The 16507-nt window shown below is 58.9% G+C and carries 16 protein-coding genes and 2 tRNA genes; 6 read left to right on the top strand and 12 right to left on the bottom strand.

What is annotated here, in order from left to right:
* Position 1: 1 nt before the first annotated feature.
* From ACSZOQ_RS06785 to ACSZOQ_RS06775, 3 genes are all read right to left on the bottom strand, one after another.
* Entirely contained in the window at positions 2-1606 is a 1605-nt protein-coding gene (locus tag ACSZOQ_RS06785; protein WP_439925225.1) for a carboxyl transferase domain-containing protein, read from the bottom strand.
* A gap of 293 nt (positions 1607-1899) precedes the next feature.
* Positions 1900-2205 (bottom strand): ETC complex I subunit, encoded by a 306-nt coding sequence (locus tag ACSZOQ_RS06780; RefSeq protein ID WP_439925224.1) that lies wholly within the window; start codon positions 2203-2205, stop codon positions 1900-1902.
* A 196-nt stretch (positions 2206-2401) separates the two neighbouring features.
* On the bottom strand, positions 2402-4213 hold the full coding sequence (locus ACSZOQ_RS06775) for a carbamoyltransferase family protein (RefSeq protein WP_439925223.1): 1812 nt from the start codon (positions 4211-4213) through the stop codon (positions 2402-2404).
* A 478-nt stretch (positions 4214-4691) separates the two neighbouring features.
* Between ACSZOQ_RS06775 and ACSZOQ_RS06770 the strand changes: the two genes are divergently transcribed.
* Complete coding sequence (locus ACSZOQ_RS06770) at positions 4692-5018, top strand: hypothetical protein (protein ID WP_439925222.1); 327 nt, start codon at positions 4692-4694, stop codon at positions 5016-5018.
* A gap of 293 nt (positions 5019-5311) precedes the next feature.
* On the opposite strand, the gene ACSZOQ_RS06765 is transcribed toward ACSZOQ_RS06770, so the two are convergent.
* The 4 genes from ACSZOQ_RS06765 to ACSZOQ_RS06750 form a co-directional block, all read right to left on the bottom strand.
* A complete protein-coding gene (locus ACSZOQ_RS06765) occupies positions 5312-5731 on the bottom strand; it encodes a GTA-gp10 family protein (RefSeq protein WP_439925221.1) in 420 nt (139 codons plus the stop codon).
* A 261-nt stretch (positions 5732-5992) separates the two neighbouring features.
* A tRNA-Pro gene (locus ACSZOQ_RS06760) sits at positions 5993-6069 on the bottom strand.
* Positions 6070-6213: 144 nt separating this feature from the next.
* The gene (locus ACSZOQ_RS06755) at positions 6214-6705 is read right to left on the bottom strand and encodes a DUF192 domain-containing protein (protein WP_439925220.1); all 492 of its coding nucleotides are present in this window, start codon (positions 6703-6705) and stop codon (positions 6214-6216) included.
* Positions 6706-6880: 175 nt separating this feature from the next.
* Positions 6881-7534, bottom strand: a complete 654-nt coding sequence (locus ACSZOQ_RS06750) for a cold-shock protein (RefSeq protein WP_439925219.1) — start codon at positions 7532-7534, stop codon at positions 6881-6883.
* A gap of 448 nt (positions 7535-7982) precedes the next feature.
* Between ACSZOQ_RS06750 and ACSZOQ_RS06745 the strand changes: the two genes are divergently transcribed.
* Positions 7983-8189 carry a hypothetical protein gene (locus ACSZOQ_RS06745; RefSeq protein ID WP_439925218.1) on the top strand — a complete coding sequence of 69 codons (207 nt, stop codon included), beginning with the start codon at positions 7983-7985 and terminating at the stop codon, positions 8187-8189.
* A 52-nt stretch (positions 8190-8241) separates the two neighbouring features.
* On the opposite strand, the gene ACSZOQ_RS06740 is transcribed toward ACSZOQ_RS06745, so the two are convergent.
* Positions 8242-8601: a hypothetical protein gene (locus ACSZOQ_RS06740; RefSeq protein WP_439925217.1), complete on the bottom strand. Its 360-nt coding sequence runs from the start codon at positions 8599-8601 to the stop codon at positions 8242-8244.
* 315 nt (positions 8602-8916) lie between these two features.
* Between ACSZOQ_RS06740 and ACSZOQ_RS06735 the strand changes: the two genes are divergently transcribed.
* Positions 8917-9366 carry a VOC family protein gene (locus tag ACSZOQ_RS06735; RefSeq protein ID WP_439925216.1) on the top strand — a complete coding sequence of 150 codons (450 nt, stop codon included), beginning with the start codon at positions 8917-8919 and terminating at the stop codon, positions 9364-9366.
* A gap of 411 nt (positions 9367-9777) precedes the next feature.
* On the opposite strand, the gene ACSZOQ_RS06730 is transcribed toward ACSZOQ_RS06735, so the two are convergent.
* Positions 9778-10026 (bottom strand): hypothetical protein, encoded by a 249-nt coding sequence (locus tag ACSZOQ_RS06730; RefSeq protein ID WP_439925215.1) that lies wholly within the window; start codon positions 10024-10026, stop codon positions 9778-9780.
* 266 nt (positions 10027-10292) lie between these two features.
* Here ACSZOQ_RS06730 and ACSZOQ_RS06725 point away from each other — a divergent pair.
* Together ACSZOQ_RS06725 and ACSZOQ_RS06720 are read left to right on the top strand one after the other, a co-directional pair.
* Positions 10293-10367 (top strand) — tRNA-Glu (locus tag ACSZOQ_RS06725).
* A gap of 99 nt (positions 10368-10466) precedes the next feature.
* Positions 10467-12299, top strand: coding sequence for a DUF6538 domain-containing protein (locus ACSZOQ_RS06720; RefSeq protein ID WP_439925214.1), 1833 nt, complete (start codon positions 10467-10469; stop codon positions 12297-12299).
* 621 nt (positions 12300-12920) lie between these two features.
* On the opposite strand, the gene ACSZOQ_RS06715 is transcribed toward ACSZOQ_RS06720, so the two are convergent.
* A complete protein-coding gene (locus ACSZOQ_RS06715) occupies positions 12921-13973 on the bottom strand; it encodes a hypothetical protein (RefSeq protein ID WP_439925213.1) in 1053 nt (350 codons plus the stop codon).
* A 530-nt stretch (positions 13974-14503) separates the two neighbouring features.
* The gene (locus ACSZOQ_RS06710; protein WP_439925212.1) at positions 14504-15124 is read right to left on the bottom strand and encodes a hypothetical protein; all 621 of its coding nucleotides are present in this window, start codon (positions 15122-15124) and stop codon (positions 14504-14506) included.
* Between the two features lie 79 nt (positions 15125-15203).
* Between ACSZOQ_RS06710 and ACSZOQ_RS06705 the strand changes: the two genes are divergently transcribed.
* Entirely contained in the window at positions 15204-15512 is a 309-nt protein-coding gene (locus ACSZOQ_RS06705; RefSeq protein ID WP_439925211.1) for a hypothetical protein, read from the top strand.
* 23 nt (positions 15513-15535) lie between these two features.
* On the opposite strand, the gene ACSZOQ_RS06700 is transcribed toward ACSZOQ_RS06705, so the two are convergent.
* Positions 15536-16252, bottom strand: coding sequence for a hypothetical protein (locus ACSZOQ_RS06700; RefSeq protein ID WP_439925210.1), 717 nt, complete (start codon positions 16250-16252; stop codon positions 15536-15538).
* Positions 16253-16507 lie beyond the last annotated feature (255 nt).

The following is a 16507-nucleotide window of genomic DNA, read 5'->3' as shown; positions in this document are numbered from 1 at the left end:
GTCACATCCTGAACAGGCCAAATGTCGTCGGCTCGATCGGCGCATTCGCCGCTGCCGACAATCCGAGCCCCAGCACGAGGCGGGTATCGGCGGGATCGATCACCCCGTCGTCCCACAGCCGCGCGGTGGCGTAATAGGGATTGCCCTGGCTCTCGTATTGCGCGCGGATCGGCGCCTGGAATTCGCGCTCCTCCTCCGCCGACCAGGTGCCATCCTTGGCTTCGATATTCTCCCGCCGCAACGTGCTGAGCACCGTTGAAGCCTGCTCGCCGCCCATCACGGAAATCCGCGCGTTCGGCCACATCCACAAAAATCGCGGCGAGAAGGCGCGGCCACACATGCCGTAATTGCCGGCACCGTAGGAGCCGCCGATCACCACGGTGAACTTCGGAACGCCGGCGGTCGCGACCGCGGTGACAAGCTTGGCGCCGTCGCGGGCGATGCCGCCGGCCTCATACTTCTTGCCGACCATGAAGCCGGTGATGTTTTGCAAGAACACCAGCGGGATGTTTCGCTGGCAGCATAGCTCGATAAAGTGCACGCCCTTCAGCGAGCTTTCGCTAAACAGGATGCCGTTGTTGGCGACGATGCCGACCGGATAGCCCCAGATGCGCGCGAAGCCGCACACCAGCGTCTGGCCGTACAGCTTCTTGAATTCGTCGAACTCGGAGCCGTCGACGATGCGGGCGATGATGTCGCGCACATCGAACGGCTTGCGGCCGTCCATCGGCACCACGCCGTAGATATCCTCCCTTGCGAACAGCGGTTCGCGCGGCGTGCGCATGTTGAGCGGTGCGCGCTGCGGCGGCCTCAGCGTCCCCACGATACGGCGTGCGATCCCGATCGCATGGGCATCGTTCTGCGCATAGTGATCGGTGACGCCCGACTGCCGCGAGTGGACATCGGCGCCGCCGAGTTCTTCGGCGGTGACGACCTCGCCGGTGGCGGCCTTCACCAGCGGCGGGCCTCCGAGAAAGATCGTACCCTGATTGCGGACGATAATGCTCTCGTCCGACATCGCCGGCACGTAGGCGCCGCCCGCGGTGCACGATCCCATCACGATCGCGATCTGCGGAATGCCCTGCGCCGACATGTTGGCCTGATTGTAAAAGATGCGGCCGAAGTGACGCTCGTCCGGAAAGATCTCGTCCTGCTGCGGCAGGAAAGCACCACCGGAATCCACCATGTAGATACAGGGCAGATTGTTCTGCCGCGCGATGTCCTGCGCCCGCAGATGCTTCTTCACGGTCATGGGATAGTAGGTGCCGCCCTTGATGGTGGCGTCATTGGCGACGATCACGCACTCACGGCCCGAGACGCGTCCAACACCCGTGATGATGCTCGCGGAATGGACATCGCCGCCGTACATGCCGTTCGCCGCCAGCGGCGACAGTTCGAGAAACGCCGTGCCGGGATCGAGCAGCAGATCAACGCGGTCGCGGGCCAGCATCTTGCCGCGTGACGTATGGCGGGCGCGCGAGGTCTCTCCGCCTCCGCCCGCGACGTTCGCGAGCTTGTCGCGCAGGTCTCCGACCAGAGCCTTCATCGCCTCGGTGTTGCGCGCGAAATCGGACGACGTGGGATCGACACCGGAACGAAGCGCCATGACAGTCCAGGACGGTTGGCGGGCGTTGAAATCCTGCTCGCAGTTCCCGCCTAAGGTGCCTCGCCCGCCCCGGCCAGGTCAACCTTCGTTCGACGCCTCTTCCCGGCAGCAAGCCTCGATAAGCCGTCCTTCATCGACAGGGATGATGGTCGAGCGGCTCAGACCGCGAACAACCGCAACGTCCGGCGATGAAGAGTGCAAAACCCTCGCTCCCATGGAATCGGAAGCGAAGCTCTATGATTTTGGTTTGACGCGCTTTCTTCACGCCGCCCGGACTTCGCTCGGAAAACGCTCTAATGCGTCCAGGGTTCGCTGCGGCGAAATGCAAAATTGTCAGCGTAGGCGGCCTTTCTCGCCGCCTTCACCTTCGGCTCGATCACCTGATAGGGAATGCCCTCACGCTCGCAATAGGCGATCGCATCCTCCCTGGTCTCAAAGCGAAGCGTAATCTGCTGCTTCATGTCACCGGAGCTGGTCCAGCCCATCAGCGGCTCGATCACCCGCGCCTGCTCGGGCTCGTAGTCCAGTTGCCATTCCCTGGTCTTGGCGACGCCCGATTGCATCGCATTTTTGGCGGGCTTGAAGATACGTGCTGTCATGGATCGCTGTGACCTGCTGCTATGCGAGCTTGTACCGATCTGGTGAAGACGCTCTTCCGAAAAATTCGCCTGTCGGGAATTCGACCTGCGATCCGTCGGCGAAGCGCCTAACGCCCTGCTCTATATAATCTTTATGTCGCGGCATGACAATCTCGTGTTCTGCACCAGCGAGTGCGGCCGCGAAGGCAGCCGAACGTCAGGCCTGCCTGAGGTTCGACATGATAACGGCACCGACGTCGGTATAGACGCCGACGAGCGGCCCCACGATCCTGTGCAACCCCTTCTTGGAAATCACCGTGTCGTGCAGCACAAGGTGATCAATGCCCGTCGTCAGGAAGCAGCGCATGGCATCGCGCGGTGTCTCCACGATCGGCTCGCCCTTGACGTTGAATGACGTGTTGATCAGCACGGGAACGCCGGTCAGTTCCTCGAATTCCTTCAGCAGCCGGTAGAGTGCCGGGTTCGTGCTCTCGCGCACAGTCTGCACCCGTGCCGTGCCGTCGACATGAACCACCGCCGGAATCCGGTCGCGCCATTCCGGCCGAACCGCCTTGGCGATCAGCATGAACGGCGAGTCCTCGTCGCCCTCGAAGACATCCGTCATGCGCTCGGCCAGCACGATGGGCGCGAACGGGCGGAATGGCTGGCGGTGCTTGACGCGGCTGTTGAGGATGTCCTTCATATCGGCCTTGCGCGGATCGGCGATCAGGCTGCGATTACCCAGAGCGCGCGGGCCGAATTCGGAGCGCCCCTGAAACCAGCCGATGACCTTCTGATCCGCCAGAAGTTTCGCGGTTTCGGCATAGACGTTCGAGCTTTTCACCGCCGCCGTCTGGACCTTGACCATCGAGCGCTTAGTTGCGGCTTCGACCTCGGCATCCGAGTAGCTGCGGCCCACATAAGCGTGCTCCATCACGAATCCGCGGCGCTTTTTCAATACTTCAAGCCAGCCGTAATAAGCGCAACCGATCGCAATGCCGTCGTCCCCTGCCGCAGGCTGAATCCAGACGTTCTCAAATCCGGCCTCCCGCGCGACCCGTCCGTTGGCGACGCAGTTCAGCGCCACGCCGCCGGCGATGCAGAGATTCTTCGCGCCCGTGGTTTCCCGGAGCCAGTTGGCGCGTGCGAGCAGCACCTTTTCGGTGTCGTCCTGAACCCGCCATGCCAGATCCTCCCAATGCCGCATGGAGGGGCTGCTGTCCCATTTTCCGCTGCCGTCGGCGATATAAGGCTGGTTGAACTCGGCCGACCAGCGCGGGACTGTGAGCTGATTGTCGGCAATGTCCATCAGCGACTTGATTTTGTCGCGGCGTCCGTAGGGTGCGAGACCCATCAGTTCGCCGCATTTGTTCCAGTCGCCGAATATGTAAGTCGAGGCGCGGCTGTAAAGCGCGCCGAGGCCCGGCATGTTGTAGAATTCGTCGCTCAAAAAGCCGCGGTCCGGCTCCATCCAGACCTTCTTCAGGCTTTCGAGGGTTTCGCCGCTGAACCGGTAGTAGCTCTCCGATTCCCGCGCCAGTGGCGACGCGGTGTCACTTTCCGGATAGGGCTCGGTCACGTCCGAACGGTAGCTGCCGACGCCGTCGACGATCATGATTGCGCCCTCGTCGAACGGGCAGGCCGCAAAGGCGCTGTAGGCGTGTGCCAGATGGTGGGAGATCGACACCACCTTGTCGGAGCGCGAGCGGAAATAAGGATGGTCGTGCGCGTCCGCGCGCTCCTCGGGGGGGAGGAATCCCGGCATGTCCTGATAGATCAGCCGCTCTTCCATCTCCGGGACGGGAAGGATGTAGCAATTGCGGACCACCAGATCGATGTCGCCGATGCCGATGCCTTCGGCGCTCAGACAATAGTCGATGACCTCCTTAAAGAACCCGCTGGCGTGCTTCTCGCGCGTGATCCGTTCCTTGGCGATGGCGAAGGCTACGGCACCATCGCGAAGCAGGCAGGCGCTCACGTCGTGATCGTAGGTATTGAGCCCGAGAACATAAGTGTGCTGTTTTGACATGAGCCTCTGCGGAGCAATCTGGAGGAGGAATTGGGCGCCGCGCCATTTTCAGGACCGGGCCCGTACGTGAGACAGTGGTTAACGCACGCCGCTGGCGGGCGGCGTTATGCCTGCCCTTATGCGTCGCTCATGCGGCAAACTAAGTTCATGGGTGCCGGGACAGGAAACGGGCCCATGCCGAAAGTGGCCTGTTGCAAACGGAAGATATGCCGGGCGGGCATGGCAACACCGTTTCTCGTTGACGTTCCAGAGCATTTCCAGTTTTTTCACCACGATCCTTGAACCTGCATGCGCTGGTAGCCGACCCTTGACCGGGCGGGAAGCCGACCATAACCTTGGCGACACGCTCAAATTCGTTGATCTGTAATTTCATTATGCACCGAACCAAAGCGAGCTGACTGCCTTATATTCGCGACAATGGTTGTCGCGAATATGGTCGGCTTCAAGACGGTGCCAAACAGAGTTGGAGATTCTCCTGATGGTTCAAAAAAGTTCGAGCGCGCGACGCAGCATCTTCACCCGCGTCCTGGCGGCGACGGCGATGGTTTGCGTGTATTTTATCGGCGTTGCCGGAGTGTCTTCCGTTCTGATGGCCGGATCGACCACATCGGCGGAAGCCCGTGGTGGCGGCCGTGGTGGCGGTCGCGGACGTGGCGGCGGCTGGGGTCGCGGACGTGGCGGCGGCTGGGGCTACCGTGGTCGCGGCTGGGGCTACGGCCGTGGTCGCGGCTGGGGCGGCGTCGGCATCATCGCGCCGGGCTGCTACTATAGCCCACGCTGGGGCCGCACGGTCTGCCCGTACTGATCGCCGCGCCGTTTATTCGTGAGCATTGAAGGGGTGCGCCGGCTCGCTGGCGCACCCCTTCCTCTAGATGGGATCCCTTTCCGAATCTGAGCTGGATTGGGTTAGTGGTGCGGGGAAAGACAAGCTTTCGGCCGATCCGGATAGATAAGCCATTTTACGCATTATGGCCGGCTAGGGCGACAAGGGTCGGCCCTATATGGCAGCGTGCCGCAAGGCGTTCCTCTCTTAGAGGATCGAATGGTCGAAGCGATTAACTTATCCGGCGAAAGGATGGATCATCAGCCCATGCACGGCTAGTGGGTCTGTTTCGTTTTCTCGCTGTGGTCGACCAGTGCGGCAATGGTTTCCGATGCAATCAACGCGTTAGCTTCGAGTGGCTTGCCAGTGACATGCTCATCAATGAGCGCGAACGCTTCATCTTCGGCCATCCCGCCACCAATCAACCCGAGCGCGATGACGTTTTCCACATCAGTAGCCGAATAGACCTTTTCGAGAAAGCGCCTGTGGCAAGCCGCCGGGGTATCGCCATATTGTCCGGCAAGCGGCGCTCTGCCTATGCCAAGACGGCAAATCGTGATCATCCTCGCGACCCTCTTCAAATGCGCCCCGCCTGAGATCATCGCGAGAACCCTGGGGTCGTTCAAATTGAAAGTGCGAACCTTTCCGGCAAACTTTAGCTGACGAGCGTTAGGATTGGTGCTGCGGTCGGTCATTTCAAAACCTCTTCGATTGTAGGGTCATAGTATCGGCGACCTTGCGACTTCACACTGTCACGCTGTCACGTAGCTTGTCGGTATCGACGGGAGCCGCGAACCGGACAATGGTCATCAAGCGCCCTCCTCCGGGCTGCGGCCGCTATCCCACTCAATGTGTTCGCCCCCAAGATGGGTCGCCATCACAATATTTCCATAGCCTTCCCAATCGGATTTTGTGGGAAGAATTGCGCTAAAAACCACCTAAGCTATTGATTTTGTTGGTCGGGGCAGCTGGATTCGAACCAACGACCTGCAGTACCCAAAACTGCCGCGCTACCAGGCTGCGCTATACCCCGATCTGCTGGGAGACGATGTCGTTACATGCTTCCGGCTGAGCCAGCAAGCCGCCCGGAGGCTCCACTCCTCATGGAATCAGAAGCGGGCTGCATGATTTTGAAAAGCCCAGGGACATGCATCGCTCGAAAACGCTCCAATGGCTCTCAATGGCCGTTGAAGAGGGGGTGCGAGACCCGATCGCCCGGTGCGATGCCATACTTTTTCGCGGTCCCCGCGATCACCTCGAGCACACCTTTGGCCAGACCACCTGAGGAAATGATCCGGGTCGAGAGCGGCTCGGTGTTCTCGGCAATCCGGAGAATGCGGCCGTCGGGGCCGATAAAAATCATGTCGAGCGAGATGTAGGTGTTCTTCATCCACATCGACACCTGCTGGGCCGGAGAAAAATCGAACAACATGCCCTGCCCGTCCGGCAGATGCTTCCGATACATCAGCCCCTTGGTTTTTTCCTCCTCGGTTGCCGCCATCTCGACCGAGAACATCCGCACGCCGGCTCGAGTCCCGATTTCCAGCGGCTGGAATTCGGCCGCGCGGACACCGGCACTACCCGGCGCAGCCACGCCGATCCACGAAAGCAGCGCAATGCATAAACCGGCACGCAGCCACTCAAGACCGACCTTCCGCATTCGCATCATCGGACAACCTTGTCAGGACGGAGAATCGTGCGCGACCGCCGGAAACGGCACGTATCGGCCGGCGACCACGACCCATAGCGGCCGATCTCCACAGCCGCAAAACACGATCTCCGGAAGACATGGCCTCAGCGGTCAAATCCGGTGAGGGGCCCTCGGCCCCGGCCCGTTCGTGCGATCAGTGAGAGAACAGACCAGGGGCGCCGGCTTCCGGTTGAATTTCCGCCGCCATCATGCCCTTGGAGCCCGGCCCAAACCGAACCAGAACGAACTGTCCCGGTCGAAGCTCCGTCATGCCGAAGCGCCGTAGCGTTTCCATGTGGACGAAAATATCCGGCGTCCCCTCGCCGCACGTCAGGAACCCGAAACCGCGCAACCGGTTGAACCATTTCACCTGCGCCCGCTCCAGACCACTGGTCGGCGTTACGCTGACATGGGTCCGTGGCGGCAGCATCTGCGCCGGGTGAGTTGCCGTGGACTCGTCCATGGACGTGATCCGGAACGCCTGATAGCCCTTCGCTCGCTGCACGCATTCGCATACCAGACGGGATCCCTCATAAGCCGTCTGGTAGCCGTCGCGACGAAGCACGGTGACATGCAAGAGCACGTCCGGCCACCCGTTATCGGGGATGATGAAACCGTAGCCCTTTGAAGCGTCAAACCATTTGATGACGCCGCTGATCTCAACGATGTTCGCGGGGGACTCTCCAAGCCCCGTAAACGGACCGACCCCCGACTCTCGATCCGTCGTTCCAGAAAAGTCCTTCGTCCCAAGGTGATCGCTCACCGCCGGACCTCCAAACTTCCTGGATTCAAATCCGTCAGACCCCATGACTCAGGACCCCACACATTTACTACGACACTACGACTACCGTCTGCGTAACACCGTTATTCACAAACGTATATAGCCGCGCGAATCTTATGAATCAAAAGATAACACTCTCGTTGGTGTCGCAAGACAAAAAATAAATTGACCGCGACCTATGAACAGCCTTGCACATGAGCGAATCAATTTCGTCCCCACCCCGATTAACTATTTATGTGTCGTCGATGTCATGCAGGACGGAAAAATCCAGCCGTCCGATGGCTCCTCGTGAGGATCAGCACCTTTGCGCCGCATTTTCTGACCATGATCGCGGAAGCTGGAGGGGCACCGCCTAAGATGTATCGTGCATTGTAGGCGCGACCAGCTCCTCCGCAAATACGTTCGATTGATACGCGCCGTCCTCATTGTTGAAATCATTCCAGATTAAGGCGCAAATGCCTGAGGAGAGAGCGCAATGCCGCACAAACAGAAAACCCAGACGCACCCGGAAGTGAAGCCGGGATCAGAGCGAGCCGACATCGCGCGGCGCGTAGCGAATTTCAAGGAGCACCAAGCGAAGCTCCAACAGGAACGGGAGGAATACTATCAATCCGTTCGCGCACGAATAGGCACAGCACTCGATGGGTTGCCGCGGACGGACGCCGGCGACACACCTAAATGATTTCAATCCATTCCCGAGGGCATTAGTCTCTCCGGGATGTCCTGCTGTCAGATCACCAGTGATGCCAATGGCGGCGATACCAGTGCCGGTATGGGCCTCTGTAATAGCCATAAGATCGGCCATAGTAGACCGGAGACGCGCCATAGTAGGCAGGCCCACCATAATAGGCCGGAGACCACCCGCCGTAGTAAGCCGGCCCATAATACGGCCGGGCATAGCGCGGTCCGTAATAGCCACCGTAGTAACCGTAGGGTCCATAATAGTATGAACTCGCCGCGGCACCCGCGGCCAGCGCGCCGATAGCGAGACCGAAGCCAAGACCGGGCCCGATTCGATGGGCCTGAGCTGGCGCCGGCACAACAGCGCTACCGATTGCCGCCACGGTCGCAATCATGATGGCTGTCTTTTTCATATCCCTGTCCTCTCTCGAAGCACCGGAAACGGAAAACGCGATAACGCGGTTGACGTCGTTTGGTTGCAGGGGAAGCGGCCGGGTTTAATCGTCGTGATTTTTTAGCCATTCCTGGGAACCAGAGCAGCCACCGGCCAGAAATCAGAAGTCTAAATCGCTCTCGGCGCAAAAAAACCATCCTGCCAGTGCTCTTGCACGGATTTTGTTGTTATCAAGTGACAGGGAGCCGATGCTCGCGCCCAACAAGCGGATCTGTCGGGATTGCAGACACCGCTCGTCCAAATCAAATCATCTCTCCGCAGGGAGACCAAGGACATGCGTTACCTTCACACCATGCTGCGCGTGCGCAATCTCGAAACCGCGCTGAAGTTTTACGTGGATGCTCTGGGACTGAAGGAAGTCCGTCGCGTCGACAACGACAAGGCGAAGTTCACGCTGGTGTTCTTGTGCGCGCCCGAAGACGAGGACCTCGTCAAGAAATCAAGCGGCCGCGGCGCGCCGCTGATCGAATTGACCTACAACTGGGACGAGGAGGCATACGGCGAGGACCGCTATTTCGGCCACCTTGCCTACGAGGTCGACGATATTTATGCGACCTGCGAGCGATTGATGAAGCTCGGAATCACAATCAATCGCCCGCCACGCGACGGCCAGATGGCGTTCGTCCGCTCGCCGGACCTGCACTCGATCGAGCTGTTGCAAAAGGGCGATGCCCGACCGCCGGCCGAACCGTGGAGCACGATGCCGAACACAGGTCATTGGTGAGAGCTTTGAAGGACGTCGCTGGCCGCATCACGCCTGCGCGCCGCGACGACGACAATGCCGAGCGCGAGGCCAGCGCACAACATCACTCGCTCTTCTGCGAGCAGGCAATCGCTGCCTGTCTCCCAAAGCCTCGAGACATTGGAACGATCCCGCCCGAGCCGCGTTTTCCCTGCGAACATTGACATTCGAGGAGACGAGGATGGGACGTGGACTCCTGCTATGGCTGCTTGGCGTGCCGATACCGGTGATTATTCTTCTGTGGCTGTTCTTCGGTCATTGATGCTCACATCGAGCGTCAACGAAGGCCTCGCTTCGGCGAGGCCTTTTTTGTATTCGCGATTGCTAGGGCCGATCACAAAAATCGTCCACCGATGTCATTTATGAACGCGCGTCGCCATTGACGCGCGCGCATCAACGTCCGGTGCCGGCATCAACGCCGATGCCGCCGCCGATCCGCACGCAACTCGACGAGCCCTCGACCCTGACAAAGCCGGGTCCGTATTCCGGACAGGATTTTCGCGCGGACGGCCCCGCCTTCTCGGTCCGCTGCTCGGTCTTGATATCGCGATCATGGATATGCGAGCCGCGCGTCTGCGCCCACGCGGGCAAGCCGGCGACAGACAGCACCACGAGCGCTCCATGCAACGATCGCCATATCATGTCGGATGCTCCATCGGAGATGCCGCCTCGGCCTGCGGGAGGTTTCTTCTGCATCGCTTTTTCGGCCAAGATTCGGCCAAGAAGAGACCCCGCACCACTTTCGGCATCTTTCGGGGAGAATGCTTGCCCCTCCGGTCAAACGCCACTATACGTTTCGCCGCTGCTGCCGGTCCGGTTCACCGCCGCCCGGAAACGCCTGATTTAACGGCAGTATCGCAGCGGATTTGAGACTGAAACGACAGCACTCTTCGTCGCTGAGAAGTTCAGCTCCCTTCGTCTATCGGTTAGGACGCCACCCTTTCACGGTGGAGAGAGCGGTTCGATTCCGCTAGGGAGCGCCAGCTACCCATCAAGCCATTGAAAAGCTGAAAACTCTAGGTAATCATAAGCTTAGAGAAGCCGCCCTGCTACACAAACGTAGTCCACAAGGGTGGTACACGATGGCGGTGATGAGCTACATCCAGCGACGACGTTCGGGGGTCTATGAGTTTCGCAGGCGAATGCCGCAAGCATTGGCTGGCAAGGCTGCTCCGGCGCACATGCGTGACCGATTCCTCGACCTCATCAATTCCAGGACGGGGTGCTTTAAACGCGAATACGTGCAGTCACTCGACACAAAGGACTGCCCGGACGCCAAGCGTAAGGCGCACCGGCTGGCATCATGGTGGATCGACCTCACTGAGACTGCGGTGGAGAAGTTGGAATCCCCGCCGACGTCATCGGCCTCCCCCTCGATTGACCCTCGGGAGGTTGGCGAGGCGGTCTATCGGCAGTTGCTGGCAGGTGATGAGGCGGAGCGGATTGAGGGCGACGACCGGCGACTCCTGCAAGACCTCAAGGAGCGCACGGAGCACTGGCCTGACCTCACGCCCGTCCGGCACTCGCCAACGCTCGGCATGGAGCCGGACCATGCGGAAGTCTACGGCAATGAGGTCACCGACCTCGCGAATGAATACCGCGCGGCATATGCCCGGCGCGACCCAACGATTGTCTCTGCGGAGACGGCCCTTGAGCTAAAGCGGCGCGGCGCATCTCACGAGCGGTCATCTCCCGAGTTTCAAGCAGCCGCCCTTGAGATCCTGCGGGCACACGTCCGTGCCTATGACGACATGGAGAAGCGCCAACGCGGTGAGGATGTGCCGACGCCCGCTCCTGAAGCGGCCACAACGCGGGGTCCCTTGTTTTCCGAGGCGCTCACTCTGTGGAAGGCAGGCGGTTCGGCACGCGGCGCAAAGAAGCCGGGAAACAACACCATCACAGAGGTGGAGCAAGCGGCCCGCTATTTCACCGAACTCCATGGCGACATGCGGCTTGCAGACATCACACGGGCCACGGCACGGGAATGGCGGGATGCCATCGCGAAAGCCCCGAAGGGTTTGCCCGCGAAACTGCGGAAGCTCCCCTTGCCGAAGCTACTTGAGCGCGACCTCTCGGAATATCCGTTGCGCGGCGTGACCACCCTCAACAAGATGATCCAGCTCATCGGGGCCGTTGTTTCTAAAGCACAAAGGGAAGGCTTGCTTGATGACGCCGCCGGGTTCGTCAATCCGTTTGACAAATACCTCAAGCTGCCCGCCGATGATGCAGATAGAAATCCGAGGGCCATATTCTCAAAGCCGGACCTCACGGCCATCTTCACGTCACCCGTCTATGCGGAGAACTGGCGCACAGATGGCGGTGGAGGAGAAGCTGCATTCTGGTTTCCGCTCATCGCCCTCTTCACCGGGATGCGGCTCAACGAAATTGCGCAATTGCGGATATGCGACCTCGCGAAGGACGATGATGACGGTGGCATTTGGTTCTTTGACATCGGGCGGGCTGGTGGCCGAAGCACAAAGACCCGCTCATCCATCAGGTGCGTGCCGGTTCACCCCGAGTTGGAGCGTATCGGCATCTTGAGGTATCGCGAATGGCTGACCCAGCGCGGGGCCAAGCCTCAGGATGCCTTGTGGCCCGACGTGAAGGCCAATGGTAAGCGGCCAAGCTCAGCGGCGTGGTCGAAGTGGATCAACTCCTATCTACGGAAGCGGTGCGGCATCACGGATGAAGCCAAGGTGTTCCATTCATTCCGCCACACCTTCAAACGTATGACGCGCGATGCCTTGCTCAATGAGGAACTTCACGATGCGCTCACCGGCCATGCCAACAAGGGAAGCGTCGGCAGAGGGTATGGACCGGGGTTCTCCATCAAACCATTGGCTGAGGCCGTGGCGCGCCTAGCTGCACCTATCGATCCTATCACAGTCCTCGTGTGGCATCAGCCGAAGGCATAGGTTCGCTGTCCACCGCTCACCATCGACCTCAAGTAACGGCTTGAGCCCCAGCCTCATGCCCTCGCCTTATGTCTCTGTCGCCCGTTCGCTATGGTGGTGCTTGAAGTTGGTCCGGTAGCCTGAGACACGCTACTAGGTCACTTTGAGGCTATACCCCTCAGCCCAGCCTTGAAGCCATCGCTCTGGAGTGACCGCTCATGGCCATCGGGGATGGTGGTGGATAGGCCACATCCTCTTTGCTCAAGCCATTCGCGCCAAGCCTTTGCTTTAAGGACATAGAAGGCTCAGTGGAGCGGTAAGGAGCACCGCCAAATGCCGCCATAATGAAATACTCCTCTGCAACGGCCATGGAGACTCACTGAGGGCGGTTCCGCTCGGCCGACTGCGGGGATGGTCACCACCATGTAAAACGCGCCAGTGACTCACTATGCCCGTTGCAGGACTCGACGTCACTCTTCATGGGAATCGTTGCGCCCGTGGCAGCGAGCCCCGCCTCTGAGTTCGCCTTAGTGCGGATGGGGACTGATCTCGATCATCCTCAAACCAGAGGCCAACGCTCTAAGCTTCTTCACCCCTAAGCTCCACCTCCCTTTAGCGGAGGCGTAAGCGCGGAAATGCCCGTCAATTGCGGATAATTTTAATTGAAACGGTCGCGCGGCGGGACAGGGTCCGGTAGGTAAATTCGTACTGCATGGCGTCCCGCGCGGCTGTGGCGTTGGATCGGCCGACAAGCACCGCATCATGCAGGGGCAGCGCGACGATGCCATTTTTGAAGAGGCCGCTAATGACCGCGATCAGCATCTCGCTTTCGATGTTCATCAGCTCATAGCCGATACCAGTTCCGAACAGCGGGATCAGGGGGGCGTGCTTTTGCTCGATCATGCGGAGCGCATCGCGAAGCTTGAGGCCAGCGGGGAACTGCATTTTGGTTTCATCAGGCCAACTACCGAGCCGCTTCTCCGCAAACAACATGGCGTTGACGAGCTTTTTCCATCCGGCGCGCGATGATCCGTCTCCAGATATGTCATAGAAATCGCCGTCGGGCATTTTCGCGCGGGCTCTCACATAGGCCAGCGTTGGATAGAGCTGATCGTAGTCCACCTCCGCGATGGACTCGCCGTCGATCCGGATATGCTGCCGGTCCTCCTTCTTCATAGACATCCAGAATCCGCCGAACAGTCGGCCGCCCTCTCTCCAACTCCCATTGTTGAAGATACGCCGAAGTGACATCCGGAAGGGCGCTATGATTTCCCCGTCATCTGCAACGTCTGGAATTCGCGTACGGCCCTGAAGCTGAATGTCGGCAGCAGCAAGCCACTTGTTGATCCGTTTCACTTGGCCGCGCCAAATATGTGTGTTCTTGCTGTCGCGATAGTCGATGGGACTTGATTTTCCGTCCTTGTCCTTGTCGGATTTGAGCAGGATCAGCTCCTTGCTCTGCTCACGCCGGAACGAGCGCCAGTCCAGGCCGTCAAGCGGCAGATGTTTGAATAGAGCCTTCGTTGGTTGATAGAGCGAAAGAGCTTTGTGCTTCTGCGAGATGCGGTATCCGCGCGTAACCTGCCGAATAAGCTTCAGCCGTGTCAGGAGGTCGACGATGTCTAGGAAATGTTGGCCGTAGACCGAATTGCCATAGCGTCCGCCACCCCACATCCTGTCGTGAGCAAGTGGCATTACGACATGTGGAGAACTCTGTGCCATCTCCGCGAGGATCAGATTGCAGCTGATGGCTTCGATGGCCAGTCTGAAACTTCGCTTCGCTGAGATAGTTCGAGCCCTCGACCGCATTTTGAGGGCGGCCTCTTGCCCTTCTAGATAGGAGCCAAACGCCTTGATGGTCGCAGTGAGATCAGCGCTGTTCGATCGGTACTCGGGGTCAAACCAGATTGCGAGAGAGGATGATCTAGGTTGACGCGTCATTGTCTCAGCTCGGAAGTCCGTGCGCGAAGTGACCGGGATAATCGCTCAACATTGACGGACGGGGAACGGGCCACCTGATAGCTCGCGCAACTATCACCCTGTTTTTCGAAGATAGTGGCCGTCATCGGCAAAGCCTTGGAACTGACCATCGCGCTTGATCTTGGCTCGCATCGCTCCTCAATGATCTTTCCAAGTATCAAGACCCGACCAGTGCTCCGAGTGTACGCGTGGAGCTAAGTCTTTGTGGCTATGCCGTTGATGGCAGGCCTGTCGCAACGTGACCGTCAATCAAACTTAGGCCGCTGGGATGCTGCTCTGCGTTCCACGGTCATCGTGGCTTCGATAATCGAAGCGTTGCTATCCAAAGTCAGCCATTCCCCCGTGGGCATCGGGCCGGAGCAAACTTTGCTTGGTGGCTGGGGTATCTGTCGGCAGTCTGGGGAGGGGCCAATGCACGCCCTGACAGGAGGCTGGGACGTCTCTTTGCAGTTTAGGCTTGATATCTTGTAACTGTTCACGATGGCTTGAGCGAACGCCTCAAAATCAAGGTCTTTAGCTGAGAAGAAACACTTATCAAAGAGCATCCTCTCAACTTTTTTGTCGCCGTCGAAAAAAATAGTAGCGCATGAAGCTGGCACCATTCCACTGGCGATGACCCCACCAAGGAAATTATCCTTTGTGCCAAGATCGCTATCTGGAATGTTGACGCCTTTGGGAGCTACAATTGCCTTCTTTTCCTCAAGCTTGATTTCGAAGTCCTGGAGCGATGCCTTTTCAATCTCGCTACGCGGCATGTTGATGTAAAAGCCACGGAATTTTGTGCCCGCTCCGTCTTGGGCGAAGGACTGTGTCGCAAATATCAGATTGCAAAAAACAACGAAACTCGATGCTAAGCTAAGCTTCATTTTTGTCACTCACTCCGATAATGCTGAGGTATCATGCGCTGGCAAACTTATATTCTACGTCTTGGTCGAGAGAAGTAAAATGGACTGGTTTGTTGCGGCGGGTTCAACGAGTTTGGGGGTTCTGATAGGCGCTCTAGTTGCATGGTTCTTTAATGAAGCAAAAGAAGTAACGCCCAAAGTGCTGGCCGCATCGATTTCTTCCCTCGTGGGCAGCTCAGTGCTCGCGATGTTCAGCTTCTTGGCCGGTGGGAGTGTCCCGACACACGAATATTGGCTTTATCCGGTCGGTCTTTTGATCGGCTTTGCAATTGTTACGACCTTTGAAATCCTAAGCGAAAGAACGGAGATTGCGGCAAGATCAGGTCGGAAATTTAAGTCTCGAACCTAGCTCGTCAATTTGAGTTTGGCGGCTCAGCTCAGCGTGTCGCTGGCGATTACGTGCGGATGCGGACCATAGCGCTTCACCTTCAACTTCAAGATGCCTTCAAGATGATCTTGGATGGCAGCTTCACAGCGTTCCTCAAGCATCTTGCCCAGGATGCGCAGCACACGCCCGGTGGACCTAGCGAAGACGTGAAGGGATGACCTCTCGGACCACACCTTGTGGAAGCCCGATGCTCGCCTATGTGCCGCTTTGGCAATCTGCACATGGCGAAACTCACGGGTCTTATCGGCCTTCGGGTCATCCGTGATGAGGGCAGATACAGCAAGGGTGATGGCTAGTAGCGTCTCGGGCTTCACGCCCCGCTTACGGAATCGACCGAAGGCAATGTCCGCGCGGGTGGTGGCTGGCAATCCTCGTAGTCGTGTAGCCTGCTCGTAGGGTGCTCCCTCGATCATGAAAGCCAAGCGGTCTACTGCATTCTTAATGCTCGGGTCAGTGAGCAGCCTCGGGTTGATGTATGACGTTGCCGCGCGAAGGTATGGCTTGAGGTCTGTGGCCGAGTAGCTGCGCCACCGCACGCCGCCGTGCCGTGCTTTGAACTGGATGTGATGCTTGCAGTAGCGGCCCGACAATCCCGTTCCGCTCATCAGCATCGTGCGCCGCTCACAGCCGGGCACAAGGCACCACACCTTGCCATGCCCCGCGATGACCGCGAGGCGCGAATTTATCGACTGGTTGGACATTGGTCTTTGCTAACCGGCTTGCGTGGCGCTTTAACGGTTGCGCTTTATTGCTCGATCGATTGCGTCGTTTATGTCCGATGACCGATCTTCCCACGGATTCTCAACTGGATCACCAGGGGCGATTCTTTCTAATTGGACGCTGTTAATTCTGCGCGTGAGCGCATGCATTCCCAGAGGTGTTATTCGGCCTGCAATATTGACCCCCTGAGCCGGGGGATCGGCGTCCAAAATTGACCCCCGATAGGTTGGTCTGTT

It is taken from the genome of Nitrobacter sp. JJSN (assembly GCF_051912485.1).
Classification (GTDB): Bacteria; Pseudomonadota; Alphaproteobacteria; order Rhizobiales; family Xanthobacteraceae; genus Nitrobacter.
This window is presented reverse-complemented; position numbering and strand designations above follow the sequence as displayed.

Coding starts and splice junctions, on each gene's coding strand:
- ACSZOQ_RS06785 (WP_439925225.1), bottom strand. CDS start 1,606: ATGGCGCTTCGTTCCGGTGTCGATCCCACGTCGTCCGATTTCGCGCGC.
- ACSZOQ_RS06780 (WP_439925224.1), bottom strand. CDS start 2,205: ATGACAGCACGTATCTTCAAGCCCGCCAAAAATGCGATGCAATCGGGC.
- ACSZOQ_RS06775 (WP_439925223.1), bottom strand. CDS start 4,213: ATGTCAAAACAGCACACTTATGTTCTCGGGCTCAATACCTACGATCAC.
- ACSZOQ_RS06770 (WP_439925222.1), top strand. CDS start 4,692: ATGGTTCAAAAAAGTTCGAGCGCGCGACGCAGCATCTTCACCCGCGTC.
- ACSZOQ_RS06765 (WP_439925221.1), bottom strand. CDS start 5,731: ATGACCGACCGCAGCACCAATCCTAACGCTCGTCAGCTAAAGTTTGCC.
- ACSZOQ_RS06755 (WP_439925220.1), bottom strand. CDS start 6,705: ATGATGCGAATGCGGAAGGTCGGTCTTGAGTGGCTGCGTGCCGGTTTA.
- ACSZOQ_RS06750 (WP_439925219.1), bottom strand. CDS start 7,534: ATGGGGTCTGACGGATTTGAATCCAGGAAGTTTGGAGGTCCGGCGGTG.
- ACSZOQ_RS06745 (WP_439925218.1), top strand. CDS start 7,983: ATGCCGCACAAACAGAAAACCCAGACGCACCCGGAAGTGAAGCCGGGA.
- ACSZOQ_RS06740 (WP_439925217.1), bottom strand. CDS start 8,601: ATGAAAAAGACAGCCATCATGATTGCGACCGTGGCGGCAATCGGTAGC.
- ACSZOQ_RS06735 (WP_439925216.1), top strand. CDS start 8,917: ATGCGTTACCTTCACACCATGCTGCGCGTGCGCAATCTCGAAACCGCG.
- ACSZOQ_RS06730 (WP_439925215.1), bottom strand. CDS start 10,026: ATGATATGGCGATCGTTGCATGGAGCGCTCGTGGTGCTGTCTGTCGCC.
- ACSZOQ_RS06720 (WP_439925214.1), top strand. CDS start 10,467: ATGGCGGTGATGAGCTACATCCAGCGACGACGTTCGGGGGTCTATGAG.
- ACSZOQ_RS06715 (WP_439925213.1), bottom strand. CDS start 13,973: ATGCCACTTGCTCACGACAGGATGTGGGGTGGCGGACGCTATGGCAAT.
- ACSZOQ_RS06710 (WP_439925212.1), bottom strand. CDS start 15,124: ATGAAGCTTAGCTTAGCATCGAGTTTCGTTGTTTTTTGCAATCTGATA.
- ACSZOQ_RS06705 (WP_439925211.1), top strand. CDS start 15,204: ATGGACTGGTTTGTTGCGGCGGGTTCAACGAGTTTGGGGGTTCTGATA.
- ACSZOQ_RS06700 (WP_439925210.1), bottom strand. CDS start 16,252: ATGTCCAACCAGTCGATAAATTCGCGCCTCGCGGTCATCGCGGGGCAT.